Raw genomic sequence first — 17624 nt, forward strand, 5'->3', positions numbered from 1 at the left:
AACGCGGCGCGGCACGGCCCGGTGGCAGCGGCAGTCGGTGGCGGCCGGGCGGCTCAGGCTCGGGACAGCCGCTGTCCCGAGCCGTCCGCGGACCGTATTCGGGCCGCCCGCTCGGCCGTGCGGGCGGCCCGCCGGGCGCGGCGGCGCTCCTTGCGCAGCTTGCGCGCCGTACTGCTGGGCATCGAGACCACGCCGTTGCGCTGGTTCCACACCTGGCGGGTGACCCAGACGTCGAGCACCCCCCAGGTGGCGAGCACCGTGCTCCCGATGCTGCTCAGCACCATCGGGAAAGCGAGCCACGAACCGGCCAGCGCGCACAGGAAGGCGACCATCGCCTGTATCAGGGTCGCCGCGACGATGATGACCGCGCGCACCGCCGCGATGCGGACCGGGTCGGGCAGCCGCGGTCGCACGGCAGGTTCCTCGACCCACAACGGCTGCTGCTCAACGCTCATGCCCTCATTCCTCCCCACCCGCGGACCCCCGATGCCCCGCAGGCACCCCCCGCACCGGACATCCCGTAACAGACCTCCCGCACAGACAGACGAACGGAACTCCCCGAAGATTCCCGGGATTTGCCCGGAACGCAGAATTCCAGCCATCTGCCACAGTGGTCGAAAAGCCGCCATGACGGGTGTCCCCAGCCGTAGGGCGGGTCGTCATCTCCCGGAATACCAGGACAACTCATGATCACTGTTCGTGACGGCGGCCGAAAATCGTCCGGACGTGCCTTCGAGTTGTCTGTGTGTCAGTAGTAGGCTCACGCCGTTTGTTGACGGTTGATCTGGGGGAGGCCATGCGCTTTCGCGGGAAGTCCATCCGCAGGAAGATCGTGGCGTTGCTGCTCGTGCCGCTCATCTCCCTCACCGCGCTGTGGGGGTTCTCCACCTATCTCACCGGCCGGCAGGCCAACGAGCTGATGGACGTGGCGAACATCGTCAAAAAGGTCGGCTACCCCATCGAGGACACGGTCCGTGTCATCCAGCAGGAGCGCCGCCAGACCCTCGTCTACCTCGCCGACGAACGCCCCTCCGACGCCCTCGCCGCGCTGCGCGGCCGCCGCTCGGCCACCGACACCGCGATGGCCCAAATCCGGGCAGCGGCACAGGACTCGGACGTCCGCGGCGACCTCCAGCCCGTCGCCAAGGCCCGCCTCAAGTCCGTGCTCGACGTCTTCGATTCGACGGCCTCGCTGCGCCAGTCCGTCGACCAGGGCAGCGTCGACCGGCAGCAGGCGCTGGAGTTCTACAACCGCCTCATCGACCCCTGCTACAGCTTCCTCATGAATCTCCACGCCCTGGAGAACGTGGAGATGGACAAGCAGGGCCGGGCCCTCGTCGGCATCACCCGGGCCCGCGAGATGCTCTCGCGCGAGGACGCCCTCGTCGCCTCCTCCCTCATCACCCCGAAGACGACGGCCCCCGAACTGCGCCGGATCTCCGACCTGGTGGCCAACCGGCAGCTGCTCTACGACACCAACCTGGAGATCCTGCCCGCCTCCGAACGCGACGTCTTCGAGCAGTACTGGCGCGGGCCCGACACCGAGGCCCTGCGCACCGCCGAGGCCGCCATCGTCGACGCAGGGCCCGCCAAGGACCCCCGGCACATCGACGCCGCCCGCTGGCAGCAGTCCGTCACCCCCGTCCTCGACCACCTCGCCCAGATGGGCACCGAGGCCGGCAACCGCTACCAGGACCGGGTCGAGCCGGTCGCCTTCAACGTACTGATCAAGGCGGGGCTCGCCGGTGTGCTCGGCTTCCTCGCCCTGCTGATCTCGCTGTTCATGTCCGTACGCATCGGCCGCGAGCTGATCCGCGACCTCACCCGCCTCCGCAAGGAGGCGCACGAGGTCTCCGGCGTGCGGCTGCCGAGCGTGATGCGCCGCCTCGCCGCCGGTGAACAGGTCGACGTCGAGACAGAGGCGCCGCGCCTCGACTACGAACGCGACGAGGTCGGCCAGGTCGGCCAGGCCCTCAACACCCTGCAGCGTGCCGCCGTCGAAGCCGCCGTCAAGCAGGCCGACATGCGCCGCGGCGTCTCCGAGGTCTTCGTCAACCTCGCACGTCGCAACCAGGTGCTCCTGCACCGCCAGTTGACGCTCCTGGACACCATGGAGCGGCGCACCGAGGACACCGACGAGCTCGCCGACCTCTTCCGCCTCGACCACCTCACCACCCGCATGCGCCGGCACGCCGAGGGCCTGGTGATCCTTTCCGGCGCGGCCCCCTCCCGCCAGTGGCGCAAGCCCGTCCAGCTCATGGACGTCGTACGGGCCGCGGTCGCCGAGGTCGAGGACTACGAGCGCATCGAGGTGCGCAGGCTGCCCCGGCTCGGCGTCGGCGGCCCGGCCGTCGCCGACCTCACCCATCTCATCGCCGAACTCCTGGAGAACGCCACGGTGTTCTCGCCCCCGCACACCGCCGTCCAGGTGCACGGTGAGCGGGTCGCCAACGGCTTCACCCTGGAGATCCACGACCGCGGCCTCGGCATGGCCCCGGAGATGCTGCTCGACGCCAACCTGCGGCTCGCCGAGACCCCCGAGTTCGAGCTCTCCGACACCGACCGGCTCGGCCTGTTCGTGGTCAGCCGGCTCGCCCAGCGCCAGAACGTACGCGTCTCCCTCCAGCCCTCTCCGTACGGAGGCACCACCGCGGTCGTGTTCATCCCGGCGACCCTGCTCACCGACGCGCCCGACACCGAGGGCACCGGCTTCCGGCTCGACCGCAAGGCCGCCAAGGGCGACGGCAAGAGCGCGGACGCCCCGCGCCGCGCGCTCTCCCCGCTGCCCGTCGGGATCCCCGGCCAGTCGGTCCTGGACGGCCCGGTCGAACTGGAGCCCCCGCTCGACCCGTTGGGCCTGGAGGCGCCCTCCGTGCTCGAAGCGCCCGCGGGGCTCGACGAGATCGAGGCGTCCCGCGGCGGACTGCTGCGCTCCGCCCGTCGTGCCCCCGATCCGGCCGACGACCGCCAGCAGCACCAGCAGGCCGCCGACGAGGGCGAGGCGCAGGGCCCCGTGCCGCTGCCGCGCCGTCACCGGGTGCCGACCCTGGTCAGTGACAACGGCCGCCGCGTGGACGGCCCCGGGCGCGGCCACCCGGCCTCCGAGCCGGAACCGGCCCCCGAGGGGGGCCGCGCGTCCGGCAACCGGCTGCCCGAGCGCCGTACGCCCCAGCCGCCGCGCTCCTCGACTCCCCAGGTCCCGCAGCGCCTTCGGCCCGCGCCGCGGCCGTCAGGGCTGACGCCCGTGAAGCCCGCGGGCCTCTCCGAGCCGCCCGCGTCGGGGCCCGCCAACCCGGCCGACCTGCCGGGCGCGCCCAGCTCCGCACCGTCCTGGGGCAGCCTCCCCGCAGCGCAGCAGCCCGAGGACGAGACGCCGCTCGGCGAACTGCCCCGCCGGGTCCGCCAGGCCAGCCTGGCACCGCAGCTCAAGGACGCGCCCGACGGCCGGCACCCCGCGCCCGAGCCCGACTACGGGCCCGAGCCGGAGCGCGACGCCGACGAGGTGCGCGACCGCATGGCCGCACTGCAGCGCGGCTGGCAGCGCGGCCGCCGCCAGAACGCCGCATCGGACACCGCGGAGGGACCGTCCGCACCCGCCCGAGGCGACACCGCACGACGAACCACACCGGAGGGGGACGGTCGATGACCGCGCCACAGGACTCAGCCGCAGCACGCAACGCAGGGAGCGGTTCCGGCGAACTCAACTGGCTTCTCGACGAGCTGGTCGACCGCGTCGGCTCCATCCGCAAGGCCCTGGTGCTCTCCAGCGACGGCCTCGCCACCGGAACCTCGCGCGACCTGACCCGCGAGGACGGCGAGCACCTGGCCGCCGTGGCCTCCGGCTTCCACAGCCTCGCCAAGGGCGTCGGCCGGCACTTCGAGGCGGGCAAGGTCCGCCAGACCGTCGTCGAACTCGACGACGCCTTCCTCTTCGTGACGGCCGCCGGCGACGGCAGCTGTCTGGCCGTCCTGTCCGACGCCGACTCCGACGTCGGCCAGGTCGCGTACGAGATGACACTGATGGTCAAGCGGGTCGGCGCCCATCTGACCACCGCACCACGGACCGGCCTGCACACCGGAGGGTGAGTGGGGAACGTCATGAGCGGGGGACGCGATGAGTGACGCAGATCAACGGGCCCAGGAGCAGTCGCAGAGCCACGCGGCGGCCCCCGGGCGGCCGCACCACTGGTTCGACGCCGACGCGGGGCCGGTGGTGCGTCCGTACGCCATGACGCGCGGCCGCACCACCAGCGCCGGCCAGCACCGTCTCGACCTGATCGCCGTGGTCGTCCCGGAACCCGCGGCCGACGACCCGGGCCGCGACCAGACGCTCTCACCGGAGCACGTGGAGATCGTCGAACGATGCGGCGACTCCCCGCAGTCGATCGCCGAACTCGCGGCCGGACTCGACCTTCCCGTCGGGGTGGTCCGGGTCCTGGTCGGCGATCTCGTCGCCGACGCCCTGGTGCACGTAACCCGACCCGTTCCGCCGGCCGAGCTGCCGGACGAGTCCCTTCTCCGCGAGGTGATCAATGGCCTTCGGGCGCTCTAGCCGCAGGAAGCGGCACGTCGATCCGGTGACGCTCAAGATCCTCGTCGCCGGCGGCTTCGGCGTCGGCAAGACCACCCTGGTCGGCGCGGTGAGCGAGATCCGGCCACTGCGCACCGAGGAACGCCTCAGTGAGGCGGGCCGCCCGGTCGACGACCTCGCCGGCGTGGAGGGCAAGAGCACCACCACGGTGGCCATGGACTTCGGGCGCATCACGCTCCGCGAGGACCTGGTGCTCTACCTCTTCGGCACCCCGGGCCAGGACCGGTTCTGGTTCCTGTGGGACGAGCTGGCGCAGGGCGCGCTCGGCGCGGTCGTCCTCGCCGACACCCGACGCCTGGAGGACTGCTTCGCCGGCATCGACTACTTCGAACGGCGCGGCATCCCGTTCACCGTCGCCGTCAACTGCTTCGACGACGCGGCCCGCTACCCCGTCGACACGGTGCGCGCGGCCCTCGATCTCGACCCCGAGGTGCCCCTCCTGATGTGCGACGCGCGGGTCCGTGAGTCGGTCAAGGAGATCCTGGTCGGCGTGGTCGAGCACGCCATGGCGATGTCGGCGAAGTCCCGCCAGCCCGCCACCACTTGAGCCCGCCGCGCCTTTGAAGCGCGCAGCGCGGCCCGTACCCCCACCGACCGGGGTACGGGCCGCGCGTTCGTGGGGGCCTACCGGCCGCCCTCCTCGTGCCAGCCGAGGCTGCGCTCCACCGCCTTGCGCCAGTTGGCGTACTCGCGCTCGCGGACCGGGCCCTCCATACGCGGAGACCATTCCACATCGCGCTGCCAGTGCGCCTTGAGTTCGTCGAGGTCCGACCACACACCGGTGGCAAGACCGGCCGCGTACGCAGCCCCCAGACACGTCGTCTCGGACACCTTGGGGCGGATCACCGGGACCCCGAGCACATCCGCCTGATGCTGCATCAGGAGGTTGTTGGCGGTCATGCCGCCGTCCACCTTGAGCGTGGTGATCTGCACTCCCGAGTCCTGGTACATGGCGTCGACGACCTCGCGGGTCTGCCAACTCGTCGCCTCCAGGACGGCGCGTGCGAGGTGCGCCTTCGTGACGTACCGGGTCAACCCCGTGATGACGCCCCGCGCATCGGAGCGCCAGTAGGGCGCGAAGAGCCCGGAGAAGGCGGGCACGATGTAGGCCCCGCCGTTGTCGTCGACGCTCGCCGCGAGCGTTTCGATCTCGTCGGCGCTGCGGATGATGCCGAGCTGGTCGCGGAACCACTGGACCAGGGCTCCGGTGATCGCGATCGAGCCCTCCAGGCAGTAGACGGGCGCCTGCTCACCGATCTTGTAGCCGACGGTGGTGATCAGCCCGCTCTTCGAGGGGACCGGCCGGGTTCCGGTGTTGAGGAGCAGGAAGCTCCCCGTCCCGTACGTGTTCTTCGCGGTCCCCGTGTCGTAGCAGGCCTGTCCGAAAATCGCCGCTTGCTGGTCGCCGAGCGCAGAGGCGACGGGAACGCCCGCCACTTGGCCGACGGCGGTGCCGTAAACCTCCGCCGAGGACCGGATCTCCGGGAGCATCGCGCGGGGCACGTTCATCGCGGCGAGGATCTCGGGGTCCCATTGCAGGGTCTCCAGGTTCATCAGCATCGTGCGCGAGGCGTTGGTGACATCCGTGACGTGGACTCCGCCCGACGTGCCGCCGGTGAGGTTCCAGATCAGCCAGGAGTCGATGGTGCCGAACGCGATCTCGCCGCGTTCGGCGCGCGTCCGCAGCCCCGGGACGTTGTCGAGCAGCCAGGCCGCCTTGGGCCCCGAGAAGTAGCTCGCAAGGGGCAGCCCGGTGGCCTCGCGGAACCGGTCCTGCCCGTCGGTGGCGCCCAGTTCGTGGCAGAGCGCGGAGGTCCGGGTGTCCTGCCAGACGATCGCGTTGTGCACGGGCTTGCCGGTCGCCCGGTCCCAAAGGACCGTCGTCTCGCGCTGGTTGGTGATGCCGAGCGCGCTGAGCTGCTCGGCGCGCAGCCCGGCCCTGGCGAGCGCGCCCGCCACCACGGCCTGCACCTTGGACCAGATCTCGGTGGCGTCGTGCTCCACCCAGCCGGGCTTGGGGAAGATCTGCCGGTGCTCGCGCTGGTCGACGGCGACGATCGCCCCGTCCTGGTTGAAGATGATGCAGCGGCTGGAGGTGGTCCCCTGGTCGATCGCGGCGACGAACCTGTCCGTCATGGCTACCCCTAGTTCTGAAGGCTGCGGGTCAGAAGGCTGCGTGGTGGATGAGGCCGCCCAGCGCCCCGCCGATCAGCGGCCCGACCACCGGGATCCAGGCGTAACTCCAGTCGGAGGTCCCCTTGTTGGGGATCGGCAGCAGGGCGTGGACGATGCGCGGGCCGAGGTCGCGTGCCGGGTTGATGGCGTACCCCGTGGGGCCACCGAGCGAGAGGCCGATGCCGACCACGAGCAGCGCCACCACAAGCACCGTGACGCCGGACTCGCCGAGCCCCTTGGTGTTGCCGAAGGAGAGCACCGGCAGCACGAGCCCGATGGTCGCGATGATCTCGGTCATCAGATTGGCGACGGGGTTCCTGATCTCGGGAATCGTGGAGAAGATGCCGAGCGTCGGCAGCGCGTCGTCCTTGTCGGCGTTGGCCTGGAACTGCGCGAAGTAGGCGAGATAGGCGAGTACGGCGCCGAGCAGCGCGCCCGTCATCTCGCCGCAGAGATAGATCCACACCTTGTCCCAGCTGCCGGTGTCGATCGCGATGCCGATGGTGACGGCGGGGTTCAGCTGACCGCCCGAGAGCGGTCCGGCCGTGTACGCCCCGGCGAGCACGCCGAAGCCCCAGCCGAAGGAGATGACGACCCAGCCGGCCGCCCTGGCCTTGGAATGCTTGAGGGTGACGGCGGCACACACCCCGGCCCCGAACAGGATCAGGATCGACGTGCCGAGCACTTCACCGACGAATATGTCCCCGTTGCTCATCGCGGCTCCTAGGCCCTCGCCCGGGGTGTGCCCCGGTCTCCGTGCACGGTGCGCGTCTCCCCTGGCGGCAAGGCCGGCCGAGGAGCGAACCCGGACGCCGGCCGGCGTCGCGTCGAGCGTGCCCCTTCGGCAGAATCATCCGTGGCGGCGGCGCCGGACAGCCGCGCGCCTGCTGCGCGGCCGGGAGCCGGAATACGGCGGTGCCGAGAGACAACGGGAAGTTTTCACCGGCCGTGATGGACCGTCAAGGTCGCCGACAGCATGGGCTGTTGGCATACGGAGCGAAGAATACGGGAGGGTACGTTCCGGATGCCCGATACGTATCCAGGTGATCGGGCATGTCGGTTCAGCGCACCGCCACCACCGAGGAGCCGTGTCCGAAAAGGCCCTGGTTCGCGGTGATTCCGACCCGGGCTCCAGCGACCTGCCGGGCTCCCGCCGTGCCCCTCAGCTGCCAGGTGAGCTCGCATACCTGGGCGATGGCCTGGGCGGGCACGGCCTCCCCGAACGACGCCAATCCGCCACTCGCATTGACCGGGATCCGCCCCCCGAGCGCGGTCGCCCCGTCGCGCACGAGCTTGGCCCCCTCGCCGACGTCGCACAGCCCGAGGTCCTCGTACCACTCCAGCTCAAGCGCGGTGGACAGGTCGTACACCTCGGCCAGCGACAGCTCCTCGGGCCCGATGCCCGCCTCCTCGTACGCGGCCCGTGCGATGGACGCCCGGAACGAGCGCGGGGAGGGCTCGACCGCGGCCGCCGAGTCGGTCGCGATGTCGGGCAGATCGAGCACTGCCCTGGGGTAGGTGGGAGTGACCGTGGAGACCGCGCGGATGCGGACCGGGTCGGGGGCGCCGTGCCGACGGGCGAAGTCCATGCTGGTCAGGACCAGCGCCGCGGCGCCGTCCGAGGTGGCGCAGATGTCGAGCAGCCGCAGCGGGTCCGCGACGACGGCCGAGGCGGCGACCTCCTCGGCGGTGACGGCCTTGCGGTAGCGGGCGTTCGGATTGAGCGCGCCCGCCGCCGCGTTCTTCACCTTGACCTGCGCGAAGTCCTCCGCGGTGTCGCCGTGCAGCGCCATGCGGCGGCGGGCGTACAGCCCGAAGTAGGCCGGGTTGGTCGCACCGAGCACCCGGAACCGCAGCCAGTCCGGGTCGTCGTGGCGGTCGCCCCCGGCCGGCGCGAAGAACCCCTTCGGCGCGGCATCGGCCCCCACCACCAGCACCGCGTCCGCCATCCCGGCCAGGATCTGCGCCCGGGCCGTGTCGATCGCCTGCGCACCGGAGGCGCAGGCCGCATACACGCTGGTCACGCGCGCGCCCTGCCAGCCGAGCGCCTGCGCGAAGGTCGCCCCCGCCACGTAGCCGGGGTAGCCGCCGCGCACGGTGTCCGCGCCGACCACGGAGCGCACGTCCGTCCAGTCGATCCCGGCATCGGCGAGCGCGGCCCGGGCCGCGACCGTCCCGTACTCGACGAAACTCCGTCCCCACTTGCCCCACGGATGCATGCCCGCACCCAGGACCGCGATGTCGCCGCTCATTCCGCCACCTCCACGGGCCGCCAGTGCCAGGTCGTCCAGGTGGTCCCCGCATCCTCGTTGAGGACGCCGGGCACCACCTCGACCTCCATCCCGACCGCCAGATCGGCGGTGCTCACCCCGGGTGCGGCCTGGCCGAGCACGACCATGCGCTCGGCCGCCAGCTCGACGGCGACCAGGACATAGGGCTCCCACTCCACATATGGGTCGGACACATACGGTGCGGGCGGCCGGTAGCGGCCGTCGGTGTACGACCACACATGACCCCGCTGGGAGAGTGGTACCTCTTCCAGCTCGCCGCCCTCGCAGCCGGGGTTGTGGCAGAAGGAGTCCTCGCGCGGGAAGAAGACGGAGGAGCAGGCGGCGCACCGGGTGCCGAGCAGCCGGAAGTCCGGCCCCTCCGCGTCCGTGAACCAGCCCGCGACCACAGGCGTGCGCGTGCGTGCGTCTGTCAAGTCCCCTCCCGGCACTCACTTCTGACGGAACGTCAGAAGTGTGCCACGGGCAACCGGAGTTGGGGAGGGGCGGTCGGGGCCGGGTCCTGGCTCAGCGGTTCTCAGCCAGCCACTTGGCGGCGATCTCCCCGAGCTCGCGGTCGCGCCCGGCCAGCATCATCGAGATCATCTGCCGGTCCCCGCGCAGCGACCACCCGGGGTGCCCGAAGGTCGCCGGGTTGTTCCTCTCGATGAACCAGTGCGCGGGCCAGGCCGTCCCGTACCCGATGAGCGGCAGAGCGAGCGCGTACCGCTTCCGCCCGCGCGCGAGCCCGTAGGCGCTGATCGCGAGCCCCGTGAGGGTGCCCGCCAGATGTACCCAGCGGGTGGCGGCCCTGGAGTGCATCGCCACGTAGTAGGGCCAGAACTCCTCGTACGAATCGAACGTGGGCTTCGTCGCGTCGAACGCGGGCTTCGTCGTGTTCGTCATGCGGCAGAACCTAATCGCTCATCGGAGAACCGGATACGGCTCCTTGGCGTCCGAGAAGACAGAGCGGGCGCCCGGGACCCACGGGGGTGGCCCCGGACGCCCGCTCGGCTCTCAAACGGAACCAGGTGCCACAGGCATCCAACCTGGCCGTGACGAGGCGACCGGCCGAACCGGAATTCAGTGCCCGGCCACGGACCGCCATGCCACGGGGAAGTCGAAGTAGGTGTCGGGGAAGGTCTCCGGCCGGTAGGTGAAGTGCCACCACTCCTCGGGCAGATTGACGAAGCCCTGCGCCTCAAGGGTGCTCTTCAAGAACTGCCGATTCGCCCGCTGTGCGCCCTGGATGCGCGGGTCGTCGGTGTGCGCCAGGGTGTCGAAGCAGTCGAAACCGGTCCCCATGTCGACGGAGTTGTCGGGGAAGCGATCATTCTTCGGCGCGTAGCAGGGCACGAGCGGCTGTCCCGGGTGGTACGGCCGGGTGGGCAGAGCGGGCAGCTTCACGATGGTGAGATCCATCGTGCTGCCCCGGCTGTGCCCGGACTTCTCGGCGATGTACCCGTCCGCGAACAGCCTCGACTTGTCGACACGCGGATAGAACTCCGCCTTCATCCGCTCGTCGTCCAGGTCCTTCGCCCAGCGTACGAAGTGGTCGACGGCCCGCTGCGGCCGGTAGCAGTCGTACACCTTCAGGGAGTAGCCCTGCCGCAGCAGCTTCAGCTGCGCCCGGTGCAGCGCCTCGGCGGCCGGCCGGGTCAGGATGCACAGCGGCTGCCGGTAACCGTCGATCGGCTCGCCCACGAAGTCGTGCGGGGTGATGTAGCGCATCTCCTGAATGATCGAGGGATCGATGGAACGCAGCGCCACGAACACCGCGGGCGCCTTCGGCTCCGGCGCCGCCTGTGCGGTGGGGGAGAGGGCGGTGACGGTGAGCAGCGCGGCAGCCCCGGTGGCGAGCCCCCGCAGCATCCGCAACGCCTGCGACGGCCTTCGCCGGGAGGTCCGGGAGGCGGTGTCCTGTCGTTCGGTACGTCGTGTCATGTGCACACCCTCTATCAGGTCAACTGGCGGGTGGGGAAGGCTGGTTGGTTCGGTGCTGTCGGTTTAAGAACGGGCGTCGACTAGAGTCCGCGGGTGACCGCGACCCCGAACCAGCCCCTCAGCGACTCCCACTGCGCCGCGTGCGGAGCACCGTACGCCGCCGTGGACGGCGCCTGGCCCCGCGACTGCACGGCCTGCGGCACGGTCGCCTACCGCAATCCGCTCCCCGTCGCGATCGCGCTCCTGCCGGTTGTCGACGCGCGCGGCACCGGCCTCGTCGTCATCACCCGCACCATCGAGCCGCAGCTGGGCGGCCTGGCCCTGCCCGGCGGCTTCATCGACCTCGGCGAAACCTGGCAGGACGCCGTCGTACGCGAGCTCAAGGAGGAGACCGGCATCGAGGCCCCGGTCGGCGAGGTGCGCCTCGCCGACGCCCTGAGCTCACCCGAACACCTGCTCCTGTTCGGCCTGTTGCCCTCCCGCCCGGCCGAGGTCCTGCCGCCCCCGCAGCCCACCGACGAGACCGAGGGCTGGGAACTGCTGCGTGAACCGGCCGAGTTGACGTTTCCGCTGCACACGCAGGCGGTACGGAAGTGGTTCGCGGGGGAGTACCGCCAGGCGATCCGCGGGAAGTGACGGCGTTCGACCGCGGACCGTCTGTGGCTGGTCGCGCACTTCCCCGTGCCTCTTCGGGGCGCTGGGCACCACCTGTGCGGGCGGCTCAGCGCACCGTCCCCCGCACCCGCACCGGGTACCCGAGCTCGCCGCCCGCCCCGCCGTCGGCCCGCTCCACCACCACCCGGCCATTGGCGACCCGGGCCGAGAAGCGCTCGACCTTCGCGGGCTCCCAGCCGTCCCCCGCGTCCCGCACCACCATGCCGCCCCCGGCACGTCCGGCTGCCGGCGCCCATACCTCAAGCTCCAGGCCGCCCCCGTCGCCCCGCACCGGGATCACCGAACCGGCCCGGGCGAGGACCGGGATCCGGGACAGGGGAGCGCTGAGGAGCACCGTGCCCGGGCCGTCGTGGGCCTCGCCGGTCGTCGTGTCGTACCAGCGCCCGCGCGGCAGCCGCACCGCCCGCCGGTCGGCGCCGGGCTCCAGGACCGGGGCCACGAGCAGCGCATCGCCGAGCAGGAAGGAGTCCTCGCAGTCCCGCAACGCCCGGTCGCCCGGCACGCCCCACCACACCGGGCGCACATACGGCGCCCCGGTCAGCCGCGCCAGGTGGGCCAGCGTCACGAAGTACGGGTGCAGCCGCTGCCGTTCGGCCAGCGCCGCCCGCGCGCTCTCCAGGATCTTCGGGCCGAACTCCCAGGGCTCCCGCCGCCCCGCCCACTTCGCCGCGTGCGTACGGAACAGGGGCAGCCAGGCGCCGAGCTGGAACCAGCGCAGATACAGCTCGGGCGAGGGGCTGCCGGTGAAGCCGCCCACGTCGGGTCCCGAGTACGGCACGCCGCACAGGCCGAGGCCGAGCACCAGGGACAGCGAGGCACGCAGCCCGGGCCAGCCGGTCGCCACATCGCCGGACCAGGTGCCGCCGTAGCGCTGCATCCCGGCCCAGCCCGAGCGCGAGAAGAGGAACGGCCGCTCGTCGGGACGCAGCCGGCGCAGCCCCTCGTACCCGGCGCGGGCCATGGTGAGGCCGTACACATTGTGGGCCTCGCGGTGATCGCCGCCCCGGCCGTCCAGGTCGTGCCGCGCGGACCTGGGCAGCGTCGGATCCCCGAACGGCGCGAAGGCCACCGGCTCGTTCATGTCGTGCCACACCCCGGCGAAACCCTGGTCGAGCCGCTCCTGGTAGAGCCCGCCCCACCAGGAGCGCGCCCTGGGGTCGGTGAAGTCCGGATAGGCGCACTCCCCGGGCCACACCTCGCCGTGCACCTCGTGGCCGTGGGCGTCCTGGACGAAGGCCCCGGCGGCGAGGCCGCTCTCGTACACCGGATTTCCTCGTTCCGCCTTGACCGCCGGGTCGACGATCGAGACCAGCCGCACCCCCTCCTCCGCCAGGTCCTTGGCGAGGCGGGGCACATCCGGGAAGGCGTCGCGGTCGACCGTGAAGACCTGGTGGGCGTCGTAGTGGTCGATGTCCAGGTGCAGCGCGGACAGCGGCAGGCCGCGCTCGGTGTACCCGCCGACGATGCGCCGCACCTCGCCCTCGCTGCCGAACCCCCAGCGCGCGTGCTGGGGGCCGAGCGCCCACGACGGCGGCAGCGCGGGCGCGCCCGTCAGCGCCGTCCAGCCCTGGAGCACCCGGGCCGGGGTGCCCGCCACCACCCAGCAGCGCAGCGGTCCTCCCTCCATGCGCAGCTCGCTCGCGCCCGGCCGGTCGTGCCCGGACCCCGCGCCCTCCTCGCCCTCGCGCAGCACCACCCGCCCGTCCCACGTGCTGTCGTAGAACGCGAGGTGGGTCCCCGCGTCCGCCACGACCAGCTGCACGGGCATCGTGATGTACAGCGGATCGTCACCCGGGCCGAACCCGCCCCCGGGATCGGTGTTCCACAGCCGGTACGCACCGTCCCGCAGCCGGGGCCCGTGCGCCCGCCCGCCCAGGCCGAAGAACCGTGCGTCGGCGGCCACTTCGGACCGCTGCAGCCAGCGGGCAGGTCCGCCGCCGACCGGCTCCCACCAGCGCGGCGGCAGCTCGCGCCGCAGCACGACGCCGCCCGGTGTGCTCACCTCCACCGCGCCGTGCCGGGAGATGACCATGGTCAGCCGCTCGGACACGACCCGCCAGCCGCCGTCCTTGTCCGGTTCGAGGACCGCCCGCGGATCCGGCTCGGGCGCCCGGCCGCTCAGGGCGTACGACGGCTCCGGCCCCGCCCCGTCCCAGCCCCAGAACACCGCGCCGCCCACCGCGACCCGCACCTCCAGCTCGGAACGCGCGAACCGCACCAGACCGCCGCCGGCCCGCGGCTCGGCCACGATCACCGCCCCCGGCACCCGGGCCCGCTCCGGTCCGCGCGCGGGCAGGTCCCGCGCGTCCGCCCGGCGCCGGCGCAGAGCCGAGCGCACCGTCCGCAGCCCCCGCACCGAGCCGACCGCCTTCACCGAGCGCACCAGGTCATCGCCGTTCATGCAGCTCACCCTGCCACCCGGACGGCCCCGCGTGCGGTTCGTTCAACTGCCGTTCACCCGTGGTGGCGCCACATGCCCGGGCATCCGACTATGGGTGGGGGACCCTGGTGCGGAAGACGATCACATGGCATCGTCCCTGTCAGCCGCCTCACGCGCACACCCCTTCGCGTGTGCGCGGGAAACACGCACATCACGCGTTACAGCCCGGGAGCCGACCCATGACCTCAGCAGCGAACCCCGCTCCGCAGCCCGCGCCCCTGTGGCAGCCGGACTCCGACCGCATCGCCGCCGCGCGGATCACCCGCTTCCAGGTCTGGGCGGCCGAGCGCTACGGGGCACCGGCCGAGGGCGGGTACCCGGCTCTCCACCGCTGGTCGGTCGCCGAACTCGACACCTTCTGGCAAGCCGTCGCCGCATGGTTCGACATCCGCTTCTCCTCCCCGTACACAGCTGTCCTTGCTGATCGAACGATGCCCGGCGCGCAGTGGTTCCCGGGGGCCACCCTGAACTACGCGGAACACGCGCTGCGCACCGCCGAGGACCCCGCGCGGGCAGACGACCCGGCCCTGCTGCACGTCGACGAGACCCACTCACCGGTCGAGACCAGCTGGTCCGCACTCAGGGCCCAAGTCGGCTCGCTCGCCGCCCAGTTGCGGGCCCTCGGCGTACGCCCCGGCGACCGGGTCAGCGGTTATCTTCCCAACGTCCCGCAGGCGGTCACCGCGCTGCTCGCCTCGGCCGCCGTCGGCGCCGTCTGGACCTCGTGCGCCCCCGACTTCGGCGCCCGCAGCGTCCTCGACCGCTTCCAGCAGGTCGAGCCGGTCGTCCTGTTCACCGTCGACGGGTACCGCTACGGAGGCAAGGAGCACGACCGCACGGACGTCGTCGCGGAACTGCGCCGCGAACTGCCCACCCTGCGCGCCGTCGTGCACATCCCGCTGCTCGGCACACCCGCCCCCGAAGGCACCCTCGAATGGTCCGCGCTCACCTCGGACGAGGTGGAGCCCGTCTTCGAGCAAGTGCCCTTCGACCACCCCCTGTGGGTGCTCTACTCCTCCGGTACGACGGGCCTGCCCAAGGCGATCGTGCAGTCCCAGGGCGGCATCCTCCTGGAGCACTTCAAGCAGCTCGGACTGCACTGCGACCTCGGCCCCGAGGACCGTTTCTTCTGGTACACCTCCACCGGCTGGATGATGTGGAACTTCCTCGTCTCCGGCCTGCTCACCGGCACCACCGTCGTCCTGTACGACGGCAGCCCCGGCTACCCCGACACGGGCGCCCAGTGGGGCGTGGCCGAGCGCACCGGCGCCACCCTGTTCGGCACGTCGGCCGCCTACGTCATGGCCTGCCGCAAGGCCGAGGTGCATCCGAGCCGCGACTTCGACCTGTCCCGCGTCAAGGGCGTCGCGACCACCGGTTCGCCGCTGCCGCCCGACGGGTTCCGCTGGCTCCACGACGAGGTGCGCGAGGACCTGTGGATCGCCTCGGTCAGCGGCGGCACCGACGTCTGCTCCTGCTTCGCGGGAGCGGTCCCCACGCTGCCCGTGCACATCGGCGAACTCCAGGCCCCCTGCCTCGGGACCGACCTCCAAGCCTGGGACGCGCAGGGCCGGCCCGTCATCGGCGAGGTCGGCGAACTCGTCGTCACCAACCCGATGCCGTCGATGCCGATCCGCTTCTGGAACGACCCCGACGGCAGCCGCTACCGCGACAGCTACTTCGACATGTTCCCGGGCGTATGGCGCCACGGCGACTGGATCACCCTCACCGACCACGGCTCGGTGATCATCCACGGCCGCTCCGACTCGACCCTCAACCGTCAAGGCGTGCGCATGGGTTCGGCCGACATCTATGAAGTCGTCGAGCGCCTCCCGGAGATCCGCGAGTCCCTCGTCATCGGCCTCGAAGAGCCGGACGGCGGCTATTGGATGCCCCTGTTCGTGCACCTCGCCGAGGGCGCGGTCCTGGACGAGGCACTCCGCACGAAGATCAAGCAGGCGATCCGGGAGCAGCTCTCGCCCCGCCATGTCCCCGACGAGATCATCGAGGCGCCGGGCGTCCCGCACACCCTCACGGGCAAGCGCATCGAGGTCCCCGTGAAGCGCCTCCTCCAAGGCACGGCGCTCGACAAGGCTGTCAACCCCGGCTCGGTCGACAATCTCGACCTGTTGCGCTTCTACGAGGACATCGCCCGCAAGCGCGGCTGATCAACCCCCGTAGGTGGCCTCGGACTCGCCGAGAACATCGGCGAAGTCCGAGGCCAGCCGCACCGCGTCCGCGCCGTCCAGGCCGGCCACGGTGATGCGTACGCCGGGAGCCGAGCCCATACGGAAGCGCGCCCCGGCCGCCACCCACCAGCCGCGTGTACGCAACCCGTTGACGACGGCCGACTCGTCGCGCACCGGCACCCACACATTCATTCCGCTCGCCCCGTGCCCCGGAATTCCGCGCTGGGCCAGCTCCTTGACGAATGCCGTACGCCGCTCCCCATAGGTGGCCTCCGCCCGCGTCACCAATAGCTGAGCCGACGGATCGTCCAGCAAGGTCAGCACGGCCGCCTGCAGCAGATGACTCACCCATCCGGAAGTGAGCAGCAGCCGCCCGTCGTGCCGCGCCAGCGTCACCGGATCGCATGCGGCGGCCGCCCACCGCAGGTCCGTGCCCAGGTATTTGGTCACGGTCCGCACCTGCGCCCACCGCGAAAGCCCGCCCTCCGTAAGAGAGTTGAGTTCCGCACCCGCGATCTCGGCGGCATGGTCGTTCTCGATCACCAGCACCTCGGGCGCCTGCCGCAGCACCTCGACCAGCTCGTCGCGCCGCGCCTCGGAGAAGCAGCCCCCGTACGGATTCTGTGCCCGCGGGCTGCACACGACGGCCCGCGCCCCGCCGCGCAGCGCCTCCCGCAGGTCCTTGGGCCGCATGCCCTCGTCGTCCACGGCGACCGCGATCGTCCGCAGCCCCATGGCGTGGAGCAGGTCGAGCAGATGGTGGTACCCGGGATCCTCCATGGCCACAGCGTCCCCGGGCCGCAACTCCGTGGTCAGCAGCCGCGCGATGCAGTCGAGCGCCCCATGGGCGAACGTCACGCACTCGGACGGCACCCCGTCACCCTCGAACCATGCGCGCACCCGCTCCTCCAACTGCGGCAGCCGTGGCGTGGACCGGTGCGAGCGGGGCCCCGTCGACGGCGCGACGAGCCCCGGCAGATCCGGCAGGAAGGCCGAGTCAGGATGCCCGCCCGCCAAGTCCCGCAGCCCTTCGGGGACTTTGGGCGGCCTACGGGAAGCGACGGCCGGCTCTGGGGCCACCACGGTTCCGCCGCGCCCACGGGTCACGACCACACCGCGCCCGCGCAGCTCCTTGTAGGCGGTGGCGACCGTGCCGGGACTTACCGCCAGCTCATCGGCCAGCCTGCGCACCGGAGGGAGCGCGTCACCGGGGCCCAGGCCCCCGTCGGCGACTGCGCGCTCGACGGACGCGGCAATCCCCTTGGCTGTCGTACCAGAGATCGAATATTGTGCTGCCACGTAAGAGATTCTGTACCAATACATAATGTACGTCAAGGGGGAGC

The 17624-nt window shown here is 71.7% G+C and carries 15 protein-coding genes; 6 read left to right on the forward strand and 9 right to left on the reverse strand.

Features of this window, described 5'->3' with window-relative positions:
• Positions 1 to 53 precede the first annotated feature (53 nt).
• Positions 54 to 527: a hypothetical protein gene (locus ACSHXC_RS32350; RefSeq protein ID WP_438296949.1), complete on the reverse strand. Its 474-nt coding sequence runs from the start codon at positions 525 to 527 to the stop codon at positions 54 to 56.
• 269 nt (positions 528 to 796) lie between these two features.
• Between ACSHXC_RS32350 and ACSHXC_RS32355 the strand changes: the two genes are divergently transcribed.
• The 4 genes from ACSHXC_RS32355 to ACSHXC_RS32370 are packed head-to-tail and all read left to right on the forward strand — an operon-like array spanning position 797 to position 5138.
• Positions 797 to 3646, forward strand: a complete 2850-nt coding sequence (locus ACSHXC_RS32355; protein ID WP_438294913.1) for a nitrate- and nitrite sensing domain-containing protein — start codon at positions 797 to 799, stop codon at positions 3644 to 3646.
• Positions 3643 to 4086, forward strand: coding sequence for a roadblock/LC7 domain-containing protein (locus tag ACSHXC_RS32360; RefSeq protein ID WP_344376228.1), 444 nt, complete (start codon positions 3643 to 3645; stop codon positions 4084 to 4086). The genes ACSHXC_RS32355 and ACSHXC_RS32360 overlap by 4 nt, the downstream gene beginning before the upstream one ends.
• A 28-nt stretch (positions 4087 to 4114) precedes the next feature.
• Positions 4115 to 4552 (forward strand): DUF742 domain-containing protein, encoded by a 438-nt coding sequence (locus tag ACSHXC_RS32365; protein ID WP_438294914.1) that lies wholly within the window; start codon positions 4115 to 4117, stop codon positions 4550 to 4552.
• Positions 4533 to 5138 carry a GTP-binding protein gene (locus ACSHXC_RS32370; protein ID WP_053724432.1) on the forward strand — a complete coding sequence of 202 codons (606 nt, stop codon included), beginning with the start codon at positions 4533 to 4535 and terminating at the stop codon, positions 5136 to 5138. The genes ACSHXC_RS32365 and ACSHXC_RS32370 overlap by 20 nt, the downstream gene beginning before the upstream one ends.
• 77 nt (positions 5139 to 5215) lie before the next feature.
• Here ACSHXC_RS32370 and glpK read toward each other — a convergent pair whose 3' ends face one another.
• The 6 genes from glpK to ACSHXC_RS32400 form a co-directional block, all read right to left on the reverse strand.
• The gene (gene glpK, locus ACSHXC_RS32375; RefSeq protein WP_438294915.1) at positions 5216 to 6727 is read right to left on the reverse strand and encodes a glycerol kinase GlpK; all 1512 of its coding nucleotides are present in this window, start codon (positions 6725 to 6727) and stop codon (positions 5216 to 5218) included.
• Between the two features lie 28 nt (positions 6728 to 6755).
• Complete coding sequence (locus tag ACSHXC_RS32380; protein WP_438294916.1) at positions 6756 to 7481, reverse strand: MIP/aquaporin family protein; 726 nt, start codon at positions 7479 to 7481, stop codon at positions 6756 to 6758.
• A 346-nt stretch (positions 7482 to 7827) separates the two neighbouring features.
• A complete protein-coding gene (locus tag ACSHXC_RS32385) occupies positions 7828 to 9018 on the reverse strand; it encodes a lipid-transfer protein (protein ID WP_438294917.1) in 1191 nt (396 codons plus the stop codon).
• Positions 9015 to 9443, reverse strand: a complete 429-nt coding sequence (locus tag ACSHXC_RS32390; RefSeq protein ID WP_438296951.1) for a Zn-ribbon domain-containing OB-fold protein — start codon at positions 9441 to 9443, stop codon at positions 9015 to 9017. Before ACSHXC_RS32390 ends, ACSHXC_RS32385 begins: the two co-directional genes overlap by 4 nt.
• A 118-nt stretch (positions 9444 to 9561) precedes the next feature.
• The gene (locus ACSHXC_RS32395; RefSeq protein WP_438294918.1) at positions 9562 to 9939 is read right to left on the reverse strand and encodes an Mpo1-like protein; all 378 of its coding nucleotides are present in this window, start codon (positions 9937 to 9939) and stop codon (positions 9562 to 9564) included.
• A 177-nt stretch (positions 9940 to 10116) separates the two neighbouring features.
• Positions 10117 to 10905 (reverse strand): M15 family metallopeptidase, encoded by a 789-nt coding sequence (locus ACSHXC_RS32400; RefSeq protein ID WP_438296953.1) that lies wholly within the window; start codon positions 10903 to 10905, stop codon positions 10117 to 10119.
• A 165-nt stretch (positions 10906 to 11070) separates the two neighbouring features.
• Here ACSHXC_RS32400 and ACSHXC_RS32405 point away from each other — a divergent pair, with 165 nt between their 5' ends.
• Positions 11071 to 11613, forward strand: a complete 543-nt coding sequence (locus ACSHXC_RS32405) for an NUDIX domain-containing protein (RefSeq protein WP_438294919.1) — start codon at positions 11071 to 11073, stop codon at positions 11611 to 11613.
• An 85-nt stretch (positions 11614 to 11698) separates the two neighbouring features.
• On the opposite strand, the gene ACSHXC_RS32410 is transcribed toward ACSHXC_RS32405, so the two are convergent.
• The gene (locus tag ACSHXC_RS32410) at positions 11699 to 14053 is read right to left on the reverse strand and encodes a glycoside hydrolase family 31 protein (protein WP_438294920.1); all 2355 of its coding nucleotides are present in this window, start codon (positions 14051 to 14053) and stop codon (positions 11699 to 11701) included.
• Positions 14054 to 14271: 218 nt separating this feature from the next.
• Here ACSHXC_RS32410 and ACSHXC_RS32415 point away from each other — a divergent pair, with 218 nt between their 5' ends.
• Positions 14272 to 16260, forward strand: a complete 1989-nt coding sequence (locus ACSHXC_RS32415) for an acetoacetate--CoA ligase (protein ID WP_438294921.1) — start codon at positions 14272 to 14274, stop codon at positions 16258 to 16260.
• On the opposite strand, the gene ACSHXC_RS32420 is transcribed toward ACSHXC_RS32415, so the two are convergent.
• Positions 16261 to 17580, reverse strand: a complete 1320-nt coding sequence (locus ACSHXC_RS32420; protein WP_438294922.1) for an aminotransferase class I/II-fold pyridoxal phosphate-dependent enzyme — start codon at positions 17578 to 17580, stop codon at positions 16261 to 16263.
• Positions 17581 to 17624: the final 44 nt, after the last annotated feature.

The organism is Streptomyces sp. HUAS TT7 (assembly GCF_051550175.1).
Taxonomy (GTDB): Bacteria; Actinomycetota; Actinomycetes; order Streptomycetales; family Streptomycetaceae; genus Streptomyces.